The organism is Rhizobium sp. 05N49 (genome assembly GCF_056396805.1).
In genome coordinates this window covers 63,236-81,844 of the sequence record NZ_JBFTME010000021.1, presented here as the reverse complement: position 1 = coordinate 81,844, position 18,609 = coordinate 63,236, and the positions used below count along the sequence as shown (strand labels likewise).

The 18,609-nt window shown below is 59.0% G+C and carries 23 protein-coding genes; 14 read left to right on the top strand and 9 right to left on the bottom strand.

The features are described 5' to 3' along the window. Nucleotides 1-538 precede the first annotated feature (538 nt). From AC1DF8_RS29815 to map, 5 genes are all read right to left on the bottom strand, one after another. Nucleotides 539-2,320, bottom strand: a complete 1,782-nt coding sequence (locus AC1DF8_RS29815) for a B12-binding domain-containing radical SAM protein (RefSeq protein ID WP_478156145.1) — start codon at nucleotides 2,318-2,320, stop codon at nucleotides 539-541. Nucleotides 2,321-2,630: 310 nt separating this feature from the next. Next, nucleotides 2,631-4,037 carry a Si-specific NAD(P)(+) transhydrogenase gene (gene sthA, locus AC1DF8_RS29810; RefSeq protein ID WP_113206869.1) on the bottom strand — a complete coding sequence of 469 codons (1,407 nt, stop codon included), beginning with the start codon at nucleotides 4,035-4,037 and terminating at the stop codon, nucleotides 2,631-2,633. Nucleotides 4,038-4,136: 99 nt separating this feature from the next. Then, a complete protein-coding gene (locus tag AC1DF8_RS29805) occupies nucleotides 4,137-4,727 on the bottom strand; it encodes a dual specificity protein phosphatase family protein (RefSeq protein WP_113117150.1) in 591 nt (196 codons plus the stop codon). Nucleotides 4,728-4,798: 71 nt separating this feature from the next. Beyond that, a complete protein-coding gene (gene radC, locus AC1DF8_RS29800; protein WP_478156142.1) occupies nucleotides 4,799-5,614 on the bottom strand; it encodes a RadC family protein in 816 nt (271 codons plus the stop codon). Nucleotides 5,615-5,622: 8 nt separating this feature from the next. Further along, the gene (gene map / locus AC1DF8_RS29795) at nucleotides 5,623-6,459 is read right to left on the bottom strand and encodes a type I methionyl aminopeptidase (protein ID WP_113202954.1); all 837 of its coding nucleotides are present in this window, start codon (nucleotides 6,457-6,459) and stop codon (nucleotides 5,623-5,625) included. 246 nt (nucleotides 6,460-6,705) lie between these two features. Here map and AC1DF8_RS29790 point away from each other — a divergent pair, with 246 nt between their 5' ends. The 3 genes from AC1DF8_RS29790 (at nucleotide 6,706) to AC1DF8_RS29780 (ending at nucleotide 7,985) form a co-directional block, all read left to right on the top strand. Further along, nucleotides 6,706-7,365 (top strand): TetR/AcrR family transcriptional regulator, encoded by a 660-nt coding sequence (locus AC1DF8_RS29790; protein ID WP_112545752.1) that lies wholly within the window; start codon nucleotides 6,706-6,708, stop codon nucleotides 7,363-7,365. A 120-nt stretch (nucleotides 7,366-7,485) separates the two neighbouring features. After that, nucleotides 7,486-7,659, top strand: a complete 174-nt coding sequence (locus tag AC1DF8_RS29785; protein WP_183879087.1) for a hypothetical protein — start codon at nucleotides 7,486-7,488, stop codon at nucleotides 7,657-7,659. Further along, nucleotides 7,656-7,985, top strand: coding sequence for a DUF6105 family protein (locus AC1DF8_RS29780; RefSeq protein ID WP_113147967.1), 330 nt, complete (start codon nucleotides 7,656-7,658; stop codon nucleotides 7,983-7,985). Before AC1DF8_RS29785 ends, AC1DF8_RS29780 begins: the two co-directional genes overlap by 4 nt. Here the strand turns inward: AC1DF8_RS29780 and ruvX are convergent. Continuing rightward, nucleotides 7,925-8,416: a Holliday junction resolvase RuvX gene (ruvX, locus tag AC1DF8_RS29775; RefSeq protein ID WP_478156139.1), complete on the bottom strand. Its 492-nt coding sequence runs from the start codon at nucleotides 8,414-8,416 to the stop codon at nucleotides 7,925-7,927. The genes AC1DF8_RS29780 and ruvX overlap by 61 nt on opposite strands. A 178-nt stretch (nucleotides 8,417-8,594) precedes the next feature. On the opposite strand from ruvX, the gene AC1DF8_RS29770 reads away from it, so the two are divergent. The 5 genes from AC1DF8_RS29770 (at nucleotide 8,595) to AC1DF8_RS29750 (ending at nucleotide 11,840) form a co-directional block, all read left to right on the top strand. Then, nucleotides 8,595-9,299 carry a metal-dependent hydrolase gene (locus AC1DF8_RS29770; protein WP_112545749.1) on the top strand — a complete coding sequence of 235 codons (705 nt, stop codon included), beginning with the start codon at nucleotides 8,595-8,597 and terminating at the stop codon, nucleotides 9,297-9,299. 125 nt (nucleotides 9,300-9,424) lie between these two features. Then, nucleotides 9,425-9,712: an Asp-tRNA(Asn)/Glu-tRNA(Gln) amidotransferase subunit GatC gene (gatC, locus tag AC1DF8_RS29765; RefSeq protein ID WP_112545748.1), complete on the top strand. Its 288-nt coding sequence runs from the start codon at nucleotides 9,425-9,427 to the stop codon at nucleotides 9,710-9,712. 60 nt (nucleotides 9,713-9,772) lie between these two features. Next, nucleotides 9,773-11,254 (top strand): Asp-tRNA(Asn)/Glu-tRNA(Gln) amidotransferase subunit GatA, encoded by a 1,482-nt coding sequence (gene gatA, locus AC1DF8_RS29760; RefSeq protein WP_112545747.1) that lies wholly within the window; start codon nucleotides 9,773-9,775, stop codon nucleotides 11,252-11,254. A 103-nt stretch (nucleotides 11,255-11,357) separates the two neighbouring features. After that, nucleotides 11,358-11,492, top strand: a complete 135-nt coding sequence (locus tag AC1DF8_RS29755; protein WP_478156136.1) for a hypothetical protein — start codon at nucleotides 11,358-11,360, stop codon at nucleotides 11,490-11,492. 72 nt (nucleotides 11,493-11,564) lie between these two features. Beyond that, the gene (locus tag AC1DF8_RS29750) at nucleotides 11,565-11,840 is read left to right on the top strand and encodes a hypothetical protein (RefSeq protein WP_112968492.1); all 276 of its coding nucleotides are present in this window, start codon (nucleotides 11,565-11,567) and stop codon (nucleotides 11,838-11,840) included. Nucleotides 11,841-11,892: 52 nt separating this feature from the next. On the opposite strand, the gene AC1DF8_RS29745 is transcribed toward AC1DF8_RS29750, so the two are convergent. Beyond that, nucleotides 11,893-12,150 carry a YjhX family toxin gene (locus AC1DF8_RS29745; protein WP_112545745.1) on the bottom strand — a complete coding sequence of 86 codons (258 nt, stop codon included), beginning with the start codon at nucleotides 12,148-12,150 and terminating at the stop codon, nucleotides 11,893-11,895. Between the two features lie 416 nt (nucleotides 12,151-12,566). Here AC1DF8_RS29745 and AC1DF8_RS29740 point away from each other — a divergent pair, with 416 nt between their 5' ends. The 6 genes from AC1DF8_RS29740 (at nucleotide 12,567) to AC1DF8_RS29715 (ending at nucleotide 16,865) form a co-directional block, all read left to right on the top strand. After that, nucleotides 12,567-13,076 (top strand): GNAT family N-acetyltransferase, encoded by a 510-nt coding sequence (locus tag AC1DF8_RS29740; protein WP_112968491.1) that lies wholly within the window; start codon nucleotides 12,567-12,569, stop codon nucleotides 13,074-13,076. A gap of 88 nt (nucleotides 13,077-13,164) precedes the next feature. Then, the gene (gene gatB / locus AC1DF8_RS29735) at nucleotides 13,165-14,670 is read left to right on the top strand and encodes an Asp-tRNA(Asn)/Glu-tRNA(Gln) amidotransferase subunit GatB (RefSeq protein WP_113013590.1); all 1,506 of its coding nucleotides are present in this window, start codon (nucleotides 13,165-13,167) and stop codon (nucleotides 14,668-14,670) included. Between the two features lie 167 nt (nucleotides 14,671-14,837). Continuing rightward, nucleotides 14,838-15,344 carry a GNAT family N-acetyltransferase gene (locus AC1DF8_RS29730; RefSeq protein WP_113206874.1) on the top strand — a complete coding sequence of 169 codons (507 nt, stop codon included), beginning with the start codon at nucleotides 14,838-14,840 and terminating at the stop codon, nucleotides 15,342-15,344. Then, on the top strand, nucleotides 15,344-15,811 hold the full coding sequence (locus tag AC1DF8_RS29725) for an N-acetyltransferase family protein (protein ID WP_478156133.1): 468 nt from the start codon (nucleotides 15,344-15,346) through the stop codon (nucleotides 15,809-15,811). Before AC1DF8_RS29730 ends, AC1DF8_RS29725 begins: the two co-directional genes overlap by 1 nt. 102 nt (nucleotides 15,812-15,913) lie before the next feature. Continuing rightward, a complete protein-coding gene (locus tag AC1DF8_RS29720) occupies nucleotides 15,914-16,309 on the top strand; it encodes an NADH:ubiquinone oxidoreductase subunit NDUFA12 (protein ID WP_112545740.1) in 396 nt (131 codons plus the stop codon). A 115-nt stretch (nucleotides 16,310-16,424) separates the two neighbouring features. Further along, complete coding sequence (locus tag AC1DF8_RS29715; RefSeq protein WP_112545739.1) at nucleotides 16,425-16,865, top strand: DUF2155 domain-containing protein; 441 nt, start codon at nucleotides 16,425-16,427, stop codon at nucleotides 16,863-16,865. A gap of 122 nt (nucleotides 16,866-16,987) precedes the next feature. On the opposite strand, the gene AC1DF8_RS29710 is transcribed toward AC1DF8_RS29715, so the two are convergent. Then, entirely contained in the window at nucleotides 16,988-17,917 is a 930-nt protein-coding gene (locus AC1DF8_RS29710; protein ID WP_478156130.1) for a DUF2167 domain-containing protein, read from the bottom strand. A gap of 74 nt (nucleotides 17,918-17,991) precedes the next feature. Continuing rightward, nucleotides 17,992-18,609, bottom strand: coding sequence for a leucyl/phenylalanyl-tRNA--protein transferase (gene aat, locus AC1DF8_RS29705; protein WP_478156128.1), 618 nt, complete (start codon nucleotides 18,607-18,609; stop codon nucleotides 17,992-17,994).

Sequence of the window (18,609 nt, the reverse complement as noted above, 5' to 3'; positions counted from 1 at the left end):
AAAGGCCCCGCCGACTGCGGGGCCTTTTCTTTTGGATCGTGTCAAGATCGTCGAATTCCTGGATACTCTGCAAATGGCCGAGGCTGGCCAGATCATTCAAATTGCTTGAGCCAGAATAAAAGTCGGATCCTCGCGGCTTCGGCTTGTTTGTGAACGAGTGATAGCCAATTCAGTTTCGGTTCGGCAGGCGGCGCATGACCGCAACTGAATACGCAGCGCTGCGAATATCGCCGGCCGCCGCACTCCGCGAGCCTATTGGGCGACGAGATGCTGGGACGAACAACAGCGCGCCTTTGCTTTGCCGATTGGATGATATAGAGGCTGAGGCAGGACGCGACCGCCATTAACTTAAGAATGGGGTCGGGCGGCAGATTGACGTCACGTCGCTGCCACGAGATCACGTGGCCGTTCTCTCTCGATCGCTCAATCGTAGCTAGTACCACGCCGGCCCGAAAATCGGAGTCGATTCTCGGGAAGCTCAATGGTTGGTTCAACGAGTTAAAGCACCCCTGGTGCGTCCGGATGGACGCACGGTACTCTAGACAGCCTTGCGTGAGTGGGTCAGTTCGGCGACCTTCTTGATATGGCTGACGGCAGCGGTGCCGCCAGCCGTCTTTGTGAAGAGGTCGAGAACATCTTCGTCATCATCGGCAACCGGTGTCAGGGCCTTGTCCATGTAGGTTTTGGCAGCGACATCGCGGGCGATAAAGAAAGCCGAAATGCTAAGCTTGATGATCGTGCCGGCAAGTGAGAGATGCTTGCGGGCGGTGTCGAAGGCAAAGCGCGGCCAGAACAGCAGGGGATGCTCGCGCTTCAGGCCGGGGCGACGTTCTGAAGGATGCTTCAGGCGAACAAGGCCGCTCTGCAGCGGATGAACGTTCTCAAGTGGCACGGTGGTCGCAAACGAGACCAGCACCTTGACGAGGCTGCTGAGCTTGATGCCGGTTGCCGCGCCGCGCCGCAGCAGGGTCTTCATATGCTCAGGCGAGTAGTAGAGCGACCAGGCCTCCTGATAGATATCTTCCCACTCCTTCTTGCTCATCTTCGGATGAGCCGTGCAGACATGCTCGACATCGTAGATATTGAGATCGGCGTCCATCTCGACGCCCTTCTTCCAGAGAACCTGATGGTCCTCGGAGCCGGGCAGTGGTGTCAGAACGAAGAATTCGATGACGTCGAGCGGCAGCTCTTCCTGAATGATCTTGATATCGCGACGGATCGATTCCGGCGTGTCGGCCGGGAAGCCCAGAATATAGCCGGCAAGCGTCATGATGCCCTGTGCCTTCCAGGCCAGCAGCATCTTGCGATATTCGGTGATCTTGTTCTGGTTCTTCTTGGCGGCGGTCAGATTGTCCGGATTGACGTTTTCCAGGCCGATGAAGACACGGGTGACGCCGGCGCGTTTCGACTTTTCGATGAAGTTCGGGATCTTGTGGCAGAGCGTGTCCACCTGGATCATCAGGCCGAGCGGAATGCCATCCTTTTCCCTGAGTTCGATCAGGCGGTCGAAGATCGCTTCCCAATCCTTGTTGCGGGCGAAGTTGTCGTCGGTGATGAAGAACTTATGGATGCCCTGCGCCCAGTTCATCCGCACCAGCCGTTCGACATCGTCAGCGGATCGAAAACGCGACTTGCGGCCCTGCACGTTGATAATCGTGCAGAAGGAACATTGATAGGGGCAGCCGCGGCCGGCATCGAAACTGGTGCTGAGGCCGAGCGTGCGCTGGATATTGTCCTTCGGCAGGAAGGGCACCGGCGTGCCGCCGATGCCGGGAAGGTCGTTCATGAAATTGTAGAGCGGCTTCAGTTCGCCGGCTACTGCATCGCGCAGCACCATCTCCAGCCGCCCCTCGGCCTCGCCGGCAAACATGGAAATACCCATCTTGCGGCATTCCTCGAGGCCGATCGCGTCGCCGTCGAGCATCGACAGGCATCCCGAGATGTGAAAGCCACCCATCGAAACCGGCAATCCGGCATCGCGGAAGGGGCGGGCGATGTCGAGTGCGCGGGGGTACTGATTGGATTGGACGCCGATCAGCGCGATCATTCCGAAATTGTCGTTGCGTTTGAACTGCGCCAGGATCGCTGCGAAGTCGATGCGCGTATTGGTCTCGTCGATGACGGTAATGTCGATTGCCGTATCGGCGCCCAATATTTGCCGCTCGGCACAGTCAGCGGCGATCCCGTAAATGGCCGCCAGCGAATTGGAGGGAATCATCGCCCGCCACCAACGGATCACGTAGCCCTCGTCATCATAGTGCGACGGCTTTATCAGGATAAGTTGAAACCGCCTGCGAGCAGTCTCTGAAATATGGGCCAAAATATTATCTTTCGTTTTTGGCTGCGGACCGGTCCTTGGTGGCGTCGCAGGCTAGTCTAAGACATGGATTTCATGCTGTCGAAAGGCGCGCACCATACTTGGGAAGGCAACAGACAAAACGCAATAGAACGACCCCCGGTGCGAACAGCTCGAACTTTACCAATATCTTTTGACATAGGATATAGGCAGTTTGCAGGCCTCATATCAGACTACCACAGGATGTGCACATGTTAGCGTCATCGAGAAAAAGCCTGCAGATGCGGGGATGTCACACCTCGATGCTAACCTGATTGGTCTCCGCTTTGCGTTCTCAAAGTTCGGATTTTATATCGCCCATCCGGTTCCAGGCATCGAGACCGGCGATCTTGTAGGCTTCGGCAAGCGTCGGATAGTTGAAGGTATTTTCGACGAAATATTCGACTGTGCCCTTCAAGTTCAGCACAGCCTGGCCGATATGCACCAGTTCGGTCGCACCTTCGCCCACGATGTGCACGCCAAGCAGGCGACGCGTCTTCAGCGAGAAGATCAGCTTCAGCAGGCCGGTCTCAAGGCCCATGATATGGCCGCGTGATGTCTCGCGGAAACGGGCGATGCCGCATTCATAGGGAATGCCGCGTTCCTTCATCTCCTCTTCCGTCAGGCCGCAGGTCGAAATTTCCGGTACGGCATAGATGCCGTAGGGGAAATACTTCTGCGGCTCCTTGGCGACGGCACCGATGGCGACGCGTGCTGCGATGCGGCCCTGTTCCATCGACGTCGAGGCAAGGCTCGGGAAGCCGACGACGTCGCCGGCGGCATAGATATTGGGCACGGAGGTCTGGAACGTCTCGGGATTGACCTTCAGGCGTCCGCGGCTGTCGGCTTCGAGGCCGATGGCCCCCAGGTTGAGTGTATCGGTGGCGCCCATGCGCCCGGCGGCGAAAAGTACCATGTCGGTCACGAGATGCCGGCCGCTGTCGAGTGTCAGCTGCACCTTGCCTGTCTCAAGCCGCTCGACCTTCTCGGCCTTCGTGCCGAGCAGAAGCTTCATATTGCGGTCGCGCAGCTGATAGGTGAAATCCTCGATGATTTCCTTGTCGATGAAGTCGAGCATGGTCGATTTTGGATCGATGACGGTAACGGCCGTATCCAGCGCCGAAAAGATCGTTGCATACTCGATACCAATGACGCCGGCGCCGATGACGACCATGCTGCGTGGTAGTTCCTCGATATCGAGCAGCTCGTCGCTATCGAGCACGGTCTTGTTGTCGAAGGGCATGTAATCAGGCCGAAACGGCTTGGTGCCGACGGCAAGCAGGATGCTGGCGCCAGTCACCGTCATTGTGTCGCCGTCGTCCTTGATGATCTGCAGAGTATTGGCATCGACAAAGCTTGCCTTGCCGCGAATGTGCTGCACGCGGTTGCGGGCGAACTGATGTTCGAGCACTTCGACTTCATGGTCGAGCGTGATCAGCAGGCGTCGGCGCAGGTCTTCAGCGCTGATCTCCTGCTTGACGCGGTAGCTGCGGCCGTAAAAGCCGCGCTCGCGCCAGCCGGAAAGATTGAGTGCGGTTTCGCGCAGCGTCTTCGAAGGGATCGTACCGGTGTGGACCGAGACGCCACCGACGCGTTTTCCCGCCTCGATGACCAGCACTTTCTTGCCGAGTTTTGCAGCCTGGATTGCGCCGCGGCGTCCTGCCGGGCCGCTGCCCACTACCACGAGATCGTACTGGAACATCCTTTAGCCCCGAACTGGAATTGGAATCATATTGCGACGCGAAATGTCGCGCGTTCATCGGTAGCCGGTCAATGTTACAGTTTCTATTTCCGGTACAGTTTAGGAGTTCAGAAAGCCGAACATCGGCTCAAGCCGCTCGAATGTGCGATCCATTGCATAGGCGCCGATGAAGAAAAGCGACAGATGGCCGTAGGTCAGCGAGATCTGCGACTCCGCCGCCATCTCTCCTTCCTTGGCAACGCCGGCGACATAGATCGCCGAAGCCAGCCCCGTACGGTCAGCGCCGGCCTTGCAGTGGATGAGCATCGGCTTGGGTGCAGCAGCCATGATCGCCATCAACTGCCGCCCTTCCTCGACGGAGAGCTCCTTTGTCGCCGACATCCGGAAATCGATGTGCTGGATATTGAGTCCCTTTGCCGCGGCGATCTCGTTGTCGTACCAGGCCTCGCCGCTGCTGTCGCCGCGCAGGTTCAGTACGGATTTGATGCCGTATTCCTTGACGAGTTCGCCAAGCTTCGCGGGGGAGGGCTGGGCGGAGCGGTATACCTGGCCATCGACGACCGCATGCACATTCGTCGAAAGCTGCAGGTAACCGAGATAGAGGCCGGTTACGACGAGCAGTAAAAGTGTCAGCCGTATCAGCGATCGAAGGCTTGGCGGCGCGTACAAGCGACCAGGAGAAACGCCCATAATTCCCATCCTGTTTCAGTCGTTCAGCTTGGAGAACGCCAAGATGGCTTTTTCATGCCTTGGTCGCAGTCTTATATCAGGCGCAGCCCTTTGAGGCTTGCTTGTCCATCTTTGCCGATGATGATGTGATCGTGGATGGCGATGCCGAGCGGCTTCGCAGCATCGATGATCATCTTCGTCATGTCGATATCGGCGCGTGATGGTGTGGGGTCGCCCGAGGGGTGGTTGTGCACGAGAATGAGCGCCGTTGCGGAAAGCTCCAGCGCCCGCCTCACGACCTCGCGTGGATAGACGGGTGTGTGATCCACGGTTCCGCGTCCCTGCATCTCGTCGGCGATCAGCGCATTGCGCTTGTCGAGGAACAGGATGCGGAACTGCTCGCGCGTTTCATGCGCCATAGCCGCGTGACAATACTGGATGACCGACGACCACGAGGAAAGCACCTGCTTGCCCCTAAGCTCGCTCTTCAGGGCGCGATGGCCGATGCTGGATATCAGCTTCAGATCCAGTGCCACCGCCTCTCCGACGCCTTTGACCTCCTGCAGCAGTGCGGCCGGTGCGCCGAAGACGCCGGCAAGCGATCCGAAGCGGTCGATCAACGCCTTGGCAATGGGTTTCGTGTCGCGGCGCGGGATCAGTCGGAAAAGCAGGAGTTCGAGGATTTCGTAGTCGACGAGCGCCGTATCGCCGTGCTCTCGAAAACGGCTGCGCAGCCTTTCGCGATGGCCGTGATAATGTTCTTCCTTGGCGGGCAGGGCGGCCTTTTTGGTAGAAGCGGCCGCCTTTGCCGGCTGTCCGAAAAACGCGCGTTCATCAGTGACGATGTCGTCGTCCGTATCGAAAGGCAGTTCGTCGTCGCCAGACTGCGGCGCAGGCCCCTTCGCCATGGACAATGTCACCCGTTCAATGGCGGCAGGCCCGGCCGGTCGAGGCCGGCGGGCGAAAGCGTGAAGATCTCGCAGCCATTGGCGGTGACGCCGACCGTATGTTCGTATTGCGCCGACAGCGAGCGATCGCGCGTCACGGCCGTCCAACCGTCGGCCAGCACCTTCACATGCGGGCGTCCGAGATTGATCATCGGTTCGATGGTGAAGATCATGCCCTCGCGCAGTTCCGGCCCTTCATTGGCGCGGCCATAATGCAGGATGTTTGGCGAATCGTGGAAGAGGCGGCCGACACCATGGCCGCAGAAGTCGCGCACCACCGAACAGCGCTCGGCTTCCGCATAGGTCTGGATCGCTTCGCCGATCGCGCCGGTGCGCGCGCCGGGATGGACGGCAGCGATGCCGCGCATCAACGACTCATAGGTCACTTCCAGCAGCCGTTCCGCCGCACGCTTGACCTGGCCGACCGGATACATCCGGCTCGAATCCCCGTGCCAGCCGTCTACAACGAAGGTCACGTCGATATTGACGATATCGCCTTCGCGCAGCGGCTTGTCGTCGGGTATGCCGTGACAGACGACGTGGTTGATCGAGGTGCACGTCGATTTCGTGTAGCCGCGATAGTTCAACGTCGCCGGATAGGCGCCGTTATCCATGCCGAATTCGAAAACGAAGCGGTCGATTTCATTGGTGGCAAGACCCGGCTTGACGACATCGGCAAGCGCATCGAGGCAGCGTGCGGTCAACTGGCACGCGTTGCGCATTCCCTCGAATGCTTCAGGGCCGTAAAGCCTGATGGCGCCGGTATTTTTCGGCGGCGCGGTTGCGGCTTCGATATAATTCACCATTGCAAGGCCTTAGCAGAAATTGTCGTCTCTTTTCATAATGCAGCTATGCCGGGTTCGTCCATCGCGATCAACCGCACGGGCAAGATTTCTCGGCGTGTTATGTCGGGTGAAAAATGCCGCCGGGCCGCCCACCAGCGTCAACAGGGCCGCGGATCATCAATATCCACAGTCTTCTCAATTAGATAGGATTGTAGACGGAAAATTCCACTGTTACTCACCGATTGGTGACAGACCGGGGTTGACCGAATGCTGAATGAAACTGCCGTGGCCGTGCTCGAAAAGACGGGTGCCGCTGAACCTGAAAAGCGCATCCGCGACAGAAGCGCCACCGAGCGCGCTATCTTGAAAGCCGCAAAGAATCTGCTGGCCGAAGAGGGCTTCCAGAATTTCGGCATTAATGCCGTCGCCCGCCGCGCCGGCTGCGACAAGCAGCTCATCTACCGCTACTATGGCGGTCTCGACGGCCTCGTCGAGGCGATCGGCGCCGATCTCGGTAATTGGGTCAAGGACCGCATTCCCGAAGATACCGGCGGCATGTTCCTTTTGACCTATGGCGACCTGATGGAGCGGCTGTCGCTGCTCTTCCTGGAAGCGCTGCGTGACGATCCCTTGATGCGCCGTATCGTCGCCTGGGAGGTTTCGGAAAATACCGAGCAGGTGAAGCGCCTTTCCGAAGCGCGTTCGAAAGCGCTGGGGCTCTGGCTCGACCGCATGCGCGGTTCGCTGATGCCGCCCAAGGGCGTCGATACCGCGGCCGTCAATGCCCTGATCTTTGCTTCCATCCAGCACCTCGTGCTTTCGGCCGCTGCCGGCGGCCAGTGCGCGGGCCTGGTGTTGAAGAACGGCAAGGACTGGGAGAAGGCGGCAGGCGCGTTGAAGCGGCTGGTGCGCGGCGTCTACGGCTGAGCTATTCACAGCCTCCGCTCCCGCGTTAACCTTAACATTTGGTTTACGTTGCGTGGTGCTGGTTAACCCGCCAGTGTGGCCCACATTAGAAATGTAACGAATGTGGACCCGAGTTCAGTGATGGGAACCAGAGCAGCCAGAACCGCGTTGCTTGTCGCGGCGATGATGTTTTTCGCCGTACTGGCGCTGGATATCGCTGTGCCCACGCTCGTACTCTGCGTCATGGCGTCCTCGGTCTGGCTCGTGTCTCTTGATATGCCGGTCCTGCGCAAGCACGAAGGAGAGGCCGCATGAAGTGGTTTCTGATCTTCTGGGCCGGTCCGATCGTCTTCCTGGCGGGATGGTACTGGCTTTCCTACTATGATCTGAATTTCGGCATCTTCATGCTGACGCGGCAGGTCCATGACCTGACCTTCCAGATCTACGGCAAGGCGCTCGGCCTGCCGCCGCAGGAAATCCCGCCGCTCGTCGCCCGCGCCATCGCCGTCGACAGCCTCGTTGTTTTTGCCATCATGGGCTTCCGCAAGCGCGGCCAGATTGCCGCCTGGTGGAAGGCGCGTCACGCTTCCGTGTCGTCAGCCGATCTCGCCAGCAAGGAAAGCCTGTCGAGCGCGCCCTGAAGGATGAAGCTTGCGGCGGCCGAATCGATCCGTTCGGCCCGTTTTGCCCGCGAAACATCCATTTCCAGCAAGGCCCGTTCTGCCGCCACCGTCGATAGGCGCTCATCCCAGTAAACGAAGGGTGTCGCGGTCTTTTGCTCCATGTTGCGCACAAAGGCCCGCGTCGCCTGCACGCGCGGCCCCGCTGATCCGTCCATGTTCATCGGCAGGCCGATGACAAAGGCTGTGACCTTTTCCTTTGCCGCAAAACCCAGCAAGGCCTCGGCATCGATGGAGAACTTCTCGCGCCTGAGGACGGGACGCGGCGTCGCAAAGCGGCGTCCGAGATCGGACATGGCAAGGCCGATCGTCTTGGTGCCGAGATCGAGGCCGGCGATCGCCTGCCCAGGGGCGAGTATTCCGGCCAGTTCCTCGATCGTCAGCACCGTCATTGCCATGTCATCCTGTCAAGAGAAATTGAAGTTCACGCCGCTTTTCTTTGCGGCCATATCGGCTATGTCCTTAGAGCAATTCCAGAAAAAGTGCGAAACGGTTTTCCGAACCGGAACCACGTTAAACCATTCTGGTCCCGGAAATCGCTTTTGTATCATGTGATTAAGGAGACTTTTCATGAAGATCATCTGGCTCGGCCATTCCGCTTTCCGTATCGAGACGAAAGCCGCCAAAATCCTGATCGATCCCTTCCTGAGCTATAATTCGTCCTTCGAGGGCCAGGATATCAAGAATGTGACCAACGGCATTACCCACATCCTGCTGACCCACGGCCACGGCGACCATGTCGGCGATACCGTAGCGATCGCCAAGGAAACGGGCGCCGTCGTTCTCGCCAATGCCGATCTTGCTTCATGGCTCGGGACCAAGGGCGTTGAAAAGCTCGAAATGGGCAATACCGGTGGCACGGTTTCGCTCGGCAGCTTCACCGCCACCTTCACCAACGCGCTGCATTCTTCGGCCCAGATGACGGAAGACGGCGTTTCCCATTCGCTCGGCAACGCGAACGGCCTCATGCTGCATTTCGACGATGAGCCGAGCCTCCTCCACATGGGCGACACGGACATCTTTTCGGATATGGCGCTGATCAACGAACTGCATCAGCCCGATATCGGTATTGTGCCGATCGGAGATCGCTTCACCATGGGCGGCGCGGTGGCCGCACTTGCCTGCCAGCGCTACTTCAACTTCAAGACGGCTATTCCCTGCCACTACGGCACCTTCCCGATCATCGACCAGACGCCGGAAAAATTCATCGCCGGCATGGAAGCCTCCAAGACGCAAGTGAAGGCGCCGAAGCCCGGCGAAAGCCTGTCGCTCTGACGCGTTAGCCCTCAAATCCCGCGGTGTTTGAGGGCAGGAATTCTGCATTGCCCAAAAGGCAAACCCGTTGCACAGGACGGACATGGTCTTTATAGCGATAGGAAAATTCCTATCCGGAGAATGCCATGTCCGTTGACCTCGCCACCGTTAAGCGCGTTGCGCGCCTTGCCCGTATTGCCGTCTCGGAAGAAGAGGCAAATCGCATGGTCGGCGAATTGAATGGTATCCTCGGCTTTGTTGAGCAGCTCTCCGAAGTCAATGTCGACGGCGTCGAGGCCATGACCTCGGTAACGCCGATGGACATGAAGAAGCGCACGGATGTCGTCAACGACGGCAACAAGGCTGAGGACGTCGTTGCCAATGCGCCGATCACCGACCACAATTTCTTCCTGGTGCCGAAAGTCGTCGAATAAGGCGCTTTATCCGCCTCTTTCCGACCCTGTTGCCATTTTCAGATCTGAAGCGAAAACACGATGAGCGAACTCACCAGCCTGACCATTGCCGAAGCCCGCCGCAAGCTGCGCGCCAAGGAAATCACCGCGACCGAACTGACCGAGGCCTATATCTCGGCGATCGATGCGGCCAATGCTCATCTCAACGCTTACATCAAGGTCACGCCGGATCTCGCCCGTCTCATGGCGAAGAATTCCGACGAGCGGATCGCCGCCGGCAAGGCAGGCGATCTCGAAGGTATCCCGCTCGGCATCAAGGACCTGTTCGCCACCGTCGGTGTGCATACCCAGGCTTGCAGCCACATTCTCGACGGTTTCGAGCCCCGTTATGAATCGACCGTGACCCGGAACCTCTGGGATGACGGTGCGGTCATGCTCGGCAAGCTGAACATGGACGAGTTCGCGATGGGCTCTTCCAACGAAACCTCGCACTATGGCGCGGTCATCAACCCCTGGCGCGCCGCCGGCTCCAATCAGCAGCTCGTTCCGGGCGGCTCTTCCGGTGGTTCGGCTGCAGCCGTTGCCGCCCATCTTTGCGCAGGCGCCACTGCAACCGACACAGGCGGCTCGATCCGTCAGCCGGCTGCCTTCACAGGCACCGTCGGCATCAAGCCGACCTATGGCCGCTGCTCGCGCTGGGGCACGGTTGCCTTCGCGTCCTCGCTCGATCAGGCCGGCCCGATCGCCCGCGACGTGCGCGATGCCGCAATCCTGTTGAAGTCGATGGCGAGCGTCGATGCCAAGGACACGACCTCCGTCGACCTGCCGGTTCCGGATTACGAAGCCGCCATCGGCCAGTCGCTGAAGGGCATGAAGATCGGTATTCCGAACGAATACCGCGTTGACGGCATGCCGGAAGAGATCGAATCCATCTGGCAGCAGGGTATCGCCTGGCTGAAGGATGCCGGTGCCGAGATCGTCAACATCTCTCTGCCCCACACGAAATACGCTCTTCCGGCCTATTATATCGTGGCGCCCGCCGAAGCCTCTTCGAACCTCGCCCGTTATGACGGCGTGCGCTACGGGTTGCGCGTCGACGGCAAGGATATCGTCGATATGTACGAGAAGACGCGCGCTGCCGGCTTCGGCCAGGAAGTCAAGCGCCGCATCATGATCGGCACCTATGTTCTGTCGGCCGGTTACTACGACGCCTATTACCTGCGCGCCCAGAAGGTCCGCACGCTGATCAAGCGCGATTTCGAACTTGCCTTCGATGCCGGCGTCGATGCCATTCTGACGCCCGCAACCCCGTCGTCGGCCTTCGGCGTTGCCGACGAGGACCTCGCATCCGATCCGGTCAAGATGTACCTCAACGACATCTTCACGGTGACGGTCAACATGGCCGGCCTGCCGGGCATCGCCGTTCCCGCCGGCCTCGATCACAAAGGCCTGCCACTCGGCCTGCAACTCATCGGCAAGGCCTTCGACGAGGAAACCCTCTTCAAGACCGCTCATGTCATCGAGCAGGCCGCAGGCAAGTTCACTGCCGCCAAATGGTGGTGATGGCCTAACGATCCGAAAGAATGCAGACGCCGGCCACAAGATGGTCGGCGTTTCTCTTTTGCCGATGCATTTGAGGATCAGTTGAGTCGGGCCGGCGAAGGTCATGGCTGAAAACCCGGTCATGCTGCGCCTGAAGGAGCTTGAAGTCCTGGAAACCATTGCCGGCAAGGTTGGTCACCTGACCGTCCACAACGGTACGGTCGGATTGATGAACGACATCATCAATCTCCGCGATTGAGGAAAAGCAGGCGCCGTCTCGGATTTTGAGGCGGCGCCTGCTATAGAGGGACGACTCTGCAGGGAGGGCCCCATGCCGAAACAGGATCTTGCGCGGTTGATCGAGGCCTTTGATCGCCTCGCTGCCAAAGGCTTCAAAATGGGGCCGGAGTGGGAGGCAGTTCATGAGATCTGCCAGAACCACGAGGGCGAACAGCCCTTCGACTGGGGGCATGCACTTTGTCACCGTGTCGAAGGTGACGACTGGAATGCAGGCTACTGGTATCGCCGTGCCGGCAAGGTGATCGGCGCCGGCACGATCGCCGACGAGTGGACGGCGACGCGCGCAGAGCTTTCGGAAAAGCTTTGAAACCGTCCTGGCCGCGCGAAGACCTCGTCGCGCGGCCAGGCTCTTGTCAGTCCTATCTGTTATCGACCTGTGCCCTGACGAGCTTCAGCCCCCGTTCGGTGATCCGGTATGGCTGACCGGCTGAAGACTTTATTGCCTTCAGCCGCTTCAGTTTGCGGAAAAGCTCCATGCCGAAGCCGGGATAGACCCAGCCGTCGCGGGTGAAGCAACTCACCGTTTCGATCTTTCTGTTGTCGTTGCGGGTAATTTCGATGCGGCCGCCTTGGGCCATAAGGTGCAGGATGCGCTGTTCTGTGCGCGAGATGTCCATTGCTGTTGATCCGGAAACGCGCCTTCATGAAGGCGCACGAAAACGATCTGGCGCTCGGGCTTATCCGATACGCCGCGGCTTCGTTTTTCGGGCCCATGCGCGCGAGGCTGTGCTTGCGGGCAGGGCCTTTACCGGGTCTCAGACAGGTTAGACATAAACACCTCTTGGGCAATTCCAGCAAAAGCGTTCAGCGGTTTGCGTCCGGAATTGCGTGTAGAAAGAGATAGGGCATTTCCGTGTTTCGCAGAAAAGCGGAAATACCCTGACGTGCTTTCTACCAATAACCACAATTTGGTCAAGCGAAGGCAACTTGCAGAAAGTGGCGGATAAACCCGGTTTGGCTGTTTATCTCATTGGAGGCACTGGAAAATTGCCCGACTCAATGGTCTACTTCGTACTCTAGCGCGGAGGTGCCATTGATCCACATTCGCAATGCCCGCGAAGGCGAAACGGAACTCTTGAGCGAAATCGGCTTGAGAGCCTGGCAAAGAGCGATGGCATTGATCGGCGAATCGGACGCAATGACGGATGGCGCCCGCAACGCCTTCCGGACCTTCGTGGACAATAACTGGCTTACCATTACGGTCGTCGAGCAGAACGGGCAGGTTGCCGGCTGGGCGGCGCGCGAGGGGCTGGACGAGACCATTTCCGACTTCTGGATCGATCCGAGCTTCAACCGCCAGGGGTTGGGCACGGCACTTCTCGAACATATCGAAGCCGACATTTTCGAGCAGGGCTTCGAGGAGGCGGCGATGCAGACCCATTCGGGGAATACCGAGGCGATCTCCTTCTTCCAGAAGCATGGCTACGCCATCCACTGGCTTTCTGTCGCCTATAATCCGAAGCTCGACCGCGACGTGCCCTCCGTCGGTCTCAGCAAACATCTTGGCCCGCAGGAGCCGGAAGGTTACGGTCCCGGTTTCTAGACCCTTGCCGAGGCACTGAAAGCCTTGCACCGGCAGGCCATTTCCTTTACCTCACCAGATGAAAAGAACAGCCTTTAAAGAGCATCCAATGACCCTTGTCGACGTTCGCACGCCTGATCCGAAACGTTATATCCCCGGCGCCACTGGCGATTGGGAAGTCATCATCGGCATGGAAGTCCATGCCCAGGTGCTCTCCAACTCCAAGCTTTTTTCCGGTGCGTCGACGGAATTCGGCAAGCCGCAGAATTCGAACGTCTCGCTCGTCGATGCCGCCATGCCCGGCATGCTGCCCGTCATCAACGAGGAATGCGTCAAGCAGGCGGTGCGCACCGGTCTTGGCCTGAAGGCTCAGATCAACAAGCGCTCTATCTTCGACCGCAAGAACTACTTTTATCCGGACCTGCCGCAGGGCTACCAGATCTCGCAGTTCAAGGATCCGATTGTCGGCGAGGGCAAGATCGTTATCTCGCTCGGCCCCGATCGTCAGGGCCAGTTCGAGGATATCGAGATCGGCATCGAGCGCCTGCACCTGGAGCAGGATGCCGGCAAGTCGATGCACGACCAGCATCCGACCATGTCTTATGTCGATCTGAACCGTTCCGGCGTGGCATTGATGGAAATCGTCTCCAAGCCGGACATGCGCACGTCGGATGAGGCCAAGGCCTACATGACGAAGCTGCGCTCGATCGTGCGCTACCTCGGCACCTGCGACGGCAATATGGATGAAGGCTCCATGCGCGCCGACGTCAACGTCTCCGTGCGCCGCCCGGGCGAAGCCTTTGGCACGCGCTGCGAAATCAAGAACGTCAACTCCATCCGCTTCATCGGCCAGGCGATCGAATACGAGGCCCGCCGCCAGATCGGCATCCTGGAAGATGGCGGTTCGATCGATCAGGAAACCCGCCTGTTCGACCCGAACAAGGGCGAGACGCGGTCCATGCGCACCAAGGAAGATGCGCATGACTATCGCTACTTCCCCGATCCGGATCTGCTGCCGCTCGAATTCGACGACGCCTTCGTCCGCGAGCTTGCCCAGCATCTGCCGGAACTGCCCGACGACAAGAAGGAGCGTTTCGTCCGCGAGCTGGGTCTCTCTATCTACGATGCCTCCGTGCTTGTCTCGGAAAAGGCGATTGCCGATTATTTCGAGGCCGTTGCCGAAGGCCGTGACGGCAAGGCGGCCGCCAACTGGGTCATAAACGATCTGCTCGGTGCCCTGAACCGCACTGGCAAGGATATAGAGGAAACGCCGGTCTCTCCGGCACAGCTCGGCGGCATCATCGACCTCATTAAGTCGGAGACCATTTCCGGCAAGATCGCCAAGGATGTTTTCGAAATCATCCTCAACGAAGGTGGCGACCCCGCCGAGATCGTCGAAAGCCGCGGCCTGAAGCAGGTGACGGATACCGGCGCCATCGAGAAGGCTGTCGACGAGATTATCGCCGCCAACCCGGACCAGGTCGCCAAGGTCAAGGCAAAGCCGACGCTTGCCGGCTGGTTCGTCGGTCAGGTCATGAAGTCGACCGGCGGCAAGGCCAATCCGCAGGCCGTTCAGGCCCTCGTCAAGGCCAAGCTCGGTATCGAGGAAGAATAGGCCGAAGGCTGGAGCGTTGTGCGTCCACTCGGACGCACGAAGGACGCTCTAATTCTTTGAAGCTACGCATTAGGCTTTTCGAGAATCGTTTCCGATTTTCGGGCCGGTGCTGCAGGCTGAACGGTCAGAAGCGGTTTTCGGAAGACCGATGCCGCAAGGAGAAGGTCTTGGTCTATTTTGTCCGAACGGCTGGCGAGCGCGATCTGGAGAAGGTTCGCGCCCTTCTGGTCGAGAGCTTCCATAGTGCCTATGACGCCAGTCACGGCGTCACAAAGGTCGATGAGCTGATCACCAATCTCTTTTCGCCGACCGCGCTGAAGGCGCGGCTGACGAAAAAGAACGCCGAATTCCTCGTGGCCGATGATGGCAGGAATATTGGCGGCATGGGTTACGCAGCGATGTCGTCCGAGATGACGAAAACCGTGATGCTGCACCTTCTCTACGTGAAGCCGGATCTGCAGCGCCAGGGCATCGGCCGCGATATCTTCGCGGAGCTCGAAACCTGCTTCCCGGACGCGGAGATCATGCGGCTGGAGGTCGAGGTTCAGAACCACGAAGCCATCCATTTCTATGCCCGGCTCGGCTTTGTCGAAGCTGGCCGCAACGAGAATACCGGCCCCGGCCAGTCCGGCATTCCCACGCTGGTTTTCGAGAAAGCGCTCGAGTTCCACTGATGGCATCCGGCGAGATTATCATCCGCGAAGCACGTGAAGCCGATCTGCCGGTATTGATCGCCATGTTTGCCGCCGATCCGCTTGGCGGCCATGGTGACACGATTGATCCTGAGGCCTATCCCGATTACGTCCGGGCCTTTGCGACGATTGCGGCATCCTCCACCCAGACGCTTTATGTTGCCGAATGGGACGCTGACGTCGTCGGCACCTTCCAGACGATGATCACCACCTCGCTTAACGCACGCGGCGCATCTGCCATGATTGTCGAAGCGGTGCAGACGCGCGCCGATTTGCGCGGGCAGGGGATCGGTGCGCAGATGATCGAATTTGCCGTTGCCGAGGCGAAAAGTCGCGGTGTCAGGCTCGTCCAGCTGACATCGAATGCGGTGCGCAAGGATGCCCATCGTTTCTATGAAAGGCTGGGCTTCAAGCCGTCGCATCTTGGTTTCAAGATGGCTCTGAAATGACCGCGTTTTCGGTCGGAATCACTGGACAATTGGGCTTGGCGGCGGCATAAGCGAAAAAGCCTATCTGCTTTCGTCCGCGTCCTGCGGCCACGAGGAAAAGACATGATCAAGTTCCTGCTGCACACCTTCACCTGGTGGAACAATTACACCTTCGGCACGCTGTTTGCCCTTCGTGGCTTCAAGCGGGTTGGTGAAGACGAGTTGGGCAATGTCTATTACGAAGGCGGTCTTTCCTCCTACGGTCTGCCGAAGCGCTGGGTGATCTACAGCGGTTACGCCGAAGCCTCCGCCATTCCTCCGGGCTGGCACGGCTGGATGCATCACCGCACTGATGTTCCTCCGTCCAAGGAAACCTACGTCGCCAAGGAATGGCAGAAACCGCATCGCGCCAATCCGACCGGTTCGCCGCAGGCCTATCGTCCGCCGGGCTCGCTGTCCGTTGCTGGTGAGCGTCCGCGTGTGACGGGTGACTACGACGCCTGGACGCCCGGTAACTGAGATCAAGGCATCGATGGCGGGTTTCACCCCGCGCTTTGGCCACAATTGACCTTTACCCGCAGGTTGGCCGCAATCGCTGCGGCCATGAACCTGATACGTGCTGGAGACGGGTAGTATGAAGCTTTCCCTGCGAAACATGGTCCTGCCGGCTGCGGGAGCTGTATCGCTGTTGGCGCTCTCCGCCGGGCTTCTTTCCAATCAGGCACAGGCCGCCCGCATCGACAATCCGGTCGCCGTCTTCTCCGGCCTCGACAAGATCACCGGCCGCATCACCACGTTTGACGTCTATGTCAACGAAACGGTCCAGTTCGGTGCCCTGCAGGTGACGCCGAAGGCCTGCTATTCGCGCGACCAGTCGGAAGCCCAGAAGATCGATGGTTTCGTCGAAGTCGACGAGATCACACTGGATCGCAAGATCCGCCGCATCTTCACCGGCTGGATGTTTGCCGACAGCCCGGGCCTCAATGCCGTCGAGCATCCGATCTATGACGTCTGGCTGAAGGACTGCAAGCAGAACTCCGACGTCCCGCCACCGGACAGCGCCGGCGCCAAGTAAAAGCGTGCACCTGCCCGGCCAGGCTTTCGGCTGCGAGATACTATCTACAGCAAGATGATGGCGGCGCCGGATGCGTGTCGCATACAATCGGTTCGATGCGACACGCCTGCTGATGCCGGTCGCTATGCGTTGGGCGTTTTGTTGCCCGTGAAGAGCTTCTTCACAAAGCTGACCGCCCCGCCAAATACCACAAAGACAAGGATCCACGCTTTCTTCAGGAAGGCGGCGGCGATTGCCAGCAGTCCGATCTTGGCGGCAACCTTGGCGCCAGCACCTGCAGCGATCATGCCTGCCATGCCGTAAGCAGCGATCTTGTCGCCATCGGCGTGATCGCCGTAGGCCATTCCCTTGTCGAACTGTACCAGCTTGGTCACGGTTGGGACGGCGGTCTCGATTTCCTTCAGCTGCTCGAGACCGGCAACGAAGTCGAATTGAAAGACCCCCTCACGGCCTAGCGTGCGCACGGAATAGTTCAGTGTATGCTGCGTGTTTCCATTCTCGTTGAACAGCAGGTCGCGCGCCCAGTGCAGGGCGTGTGCGGATTGATCATAATGCGGGGCAGAAGCCCAGCCGACGAGTGTCACCGTCGGAAAGCCCTGCTTCTGTCGCTCGGTATTGCTCTCCGAGATGGAGTCCTTGATGTTCTGCAGCAGGTCATCGTAGTCGATCGTCGCTGCATCGGCATCCGATACATAGCCATCCGCGCTGTATTCGACGACCGAACCCCATGACCCGGCATCAGTCGGAGAATATTGCGCAGGAAATAGCATGCCCAGTGCGTCAGCCGCCGCTCCCGGAGGGTTTCCCCAGATGTCGACCAGCACGGTTTTCGTATCTTCGGGGCTTAGAAAATAAAACCCTTCAGGTACGTTCAGCGTCGCCTTCGCAGTCGGCAGCTTGATTGCTCCTTGCTGGAAGTCGAGCTTCTCCAGAAGCGGCTTCTCTTCATCGGAGAAGTCGGTCCTGTTTGGAAATATTTCCTGATAGGGACGCGCATCTGCTGCTCCGGCAGCGAGCGCGAGCAGGATTGCAGCCGCAATATGTCGCTTCAAAATTCCATCCTCCGTTGTATTTCGACCTTAATTGAATCAGTCAAAAAATCAACGCAGAGGTGAAAATTTCAACCTTAAAACTGCAGATGTGGTGATTCCATCGCATCGGCGAGCAGCAACGCATAATCCGCCTTTGGCACGTCGAGCGCGCCGAACGTCTTCAGATGCTCTGTGGTGAACTGCGTATCGAGCAGCGTGAAGTGTTTCTGCCGCAAACGCTCCACCAGATGCACAAGACAGATCTTCGAAGCATCGGTGCGCCGCGAGAACATGCTTTCCCCGAAGAAGGCGGAACCGAGCGATACGCCATAGAGGCCTCCGACGAGTTCACCGCCATCCCAGGCTTCTACGGAATGGGCATGGCCCATGCCGTGCAGGGCGGAATAGAGCGTTCGGATCGTCTCGTTGATCCAGGTGCTCGGACGATCGGTCGTCTCTTGCGCGCACGCGGTCATGACGGCATCGAAGGCGCTGTTGAAGCGGATCTCGAAGGGCTTTTGCCGGATCGTCTTTCGAAGACTTTTGGAAACGTGGAAACGGTCGTCCAGCGGCAGGACGCCGCGGACATCAGGTTCGACCCAGAAGATTTCCGGATCGTCGGCAGATTCGGCCATGGGGAAGAGGCCGATCGAATAGGCGCGCAGGAGGATCTCCGGGGTAATACCTGGCGATTTCCTGCGCGCTCCTGCCAT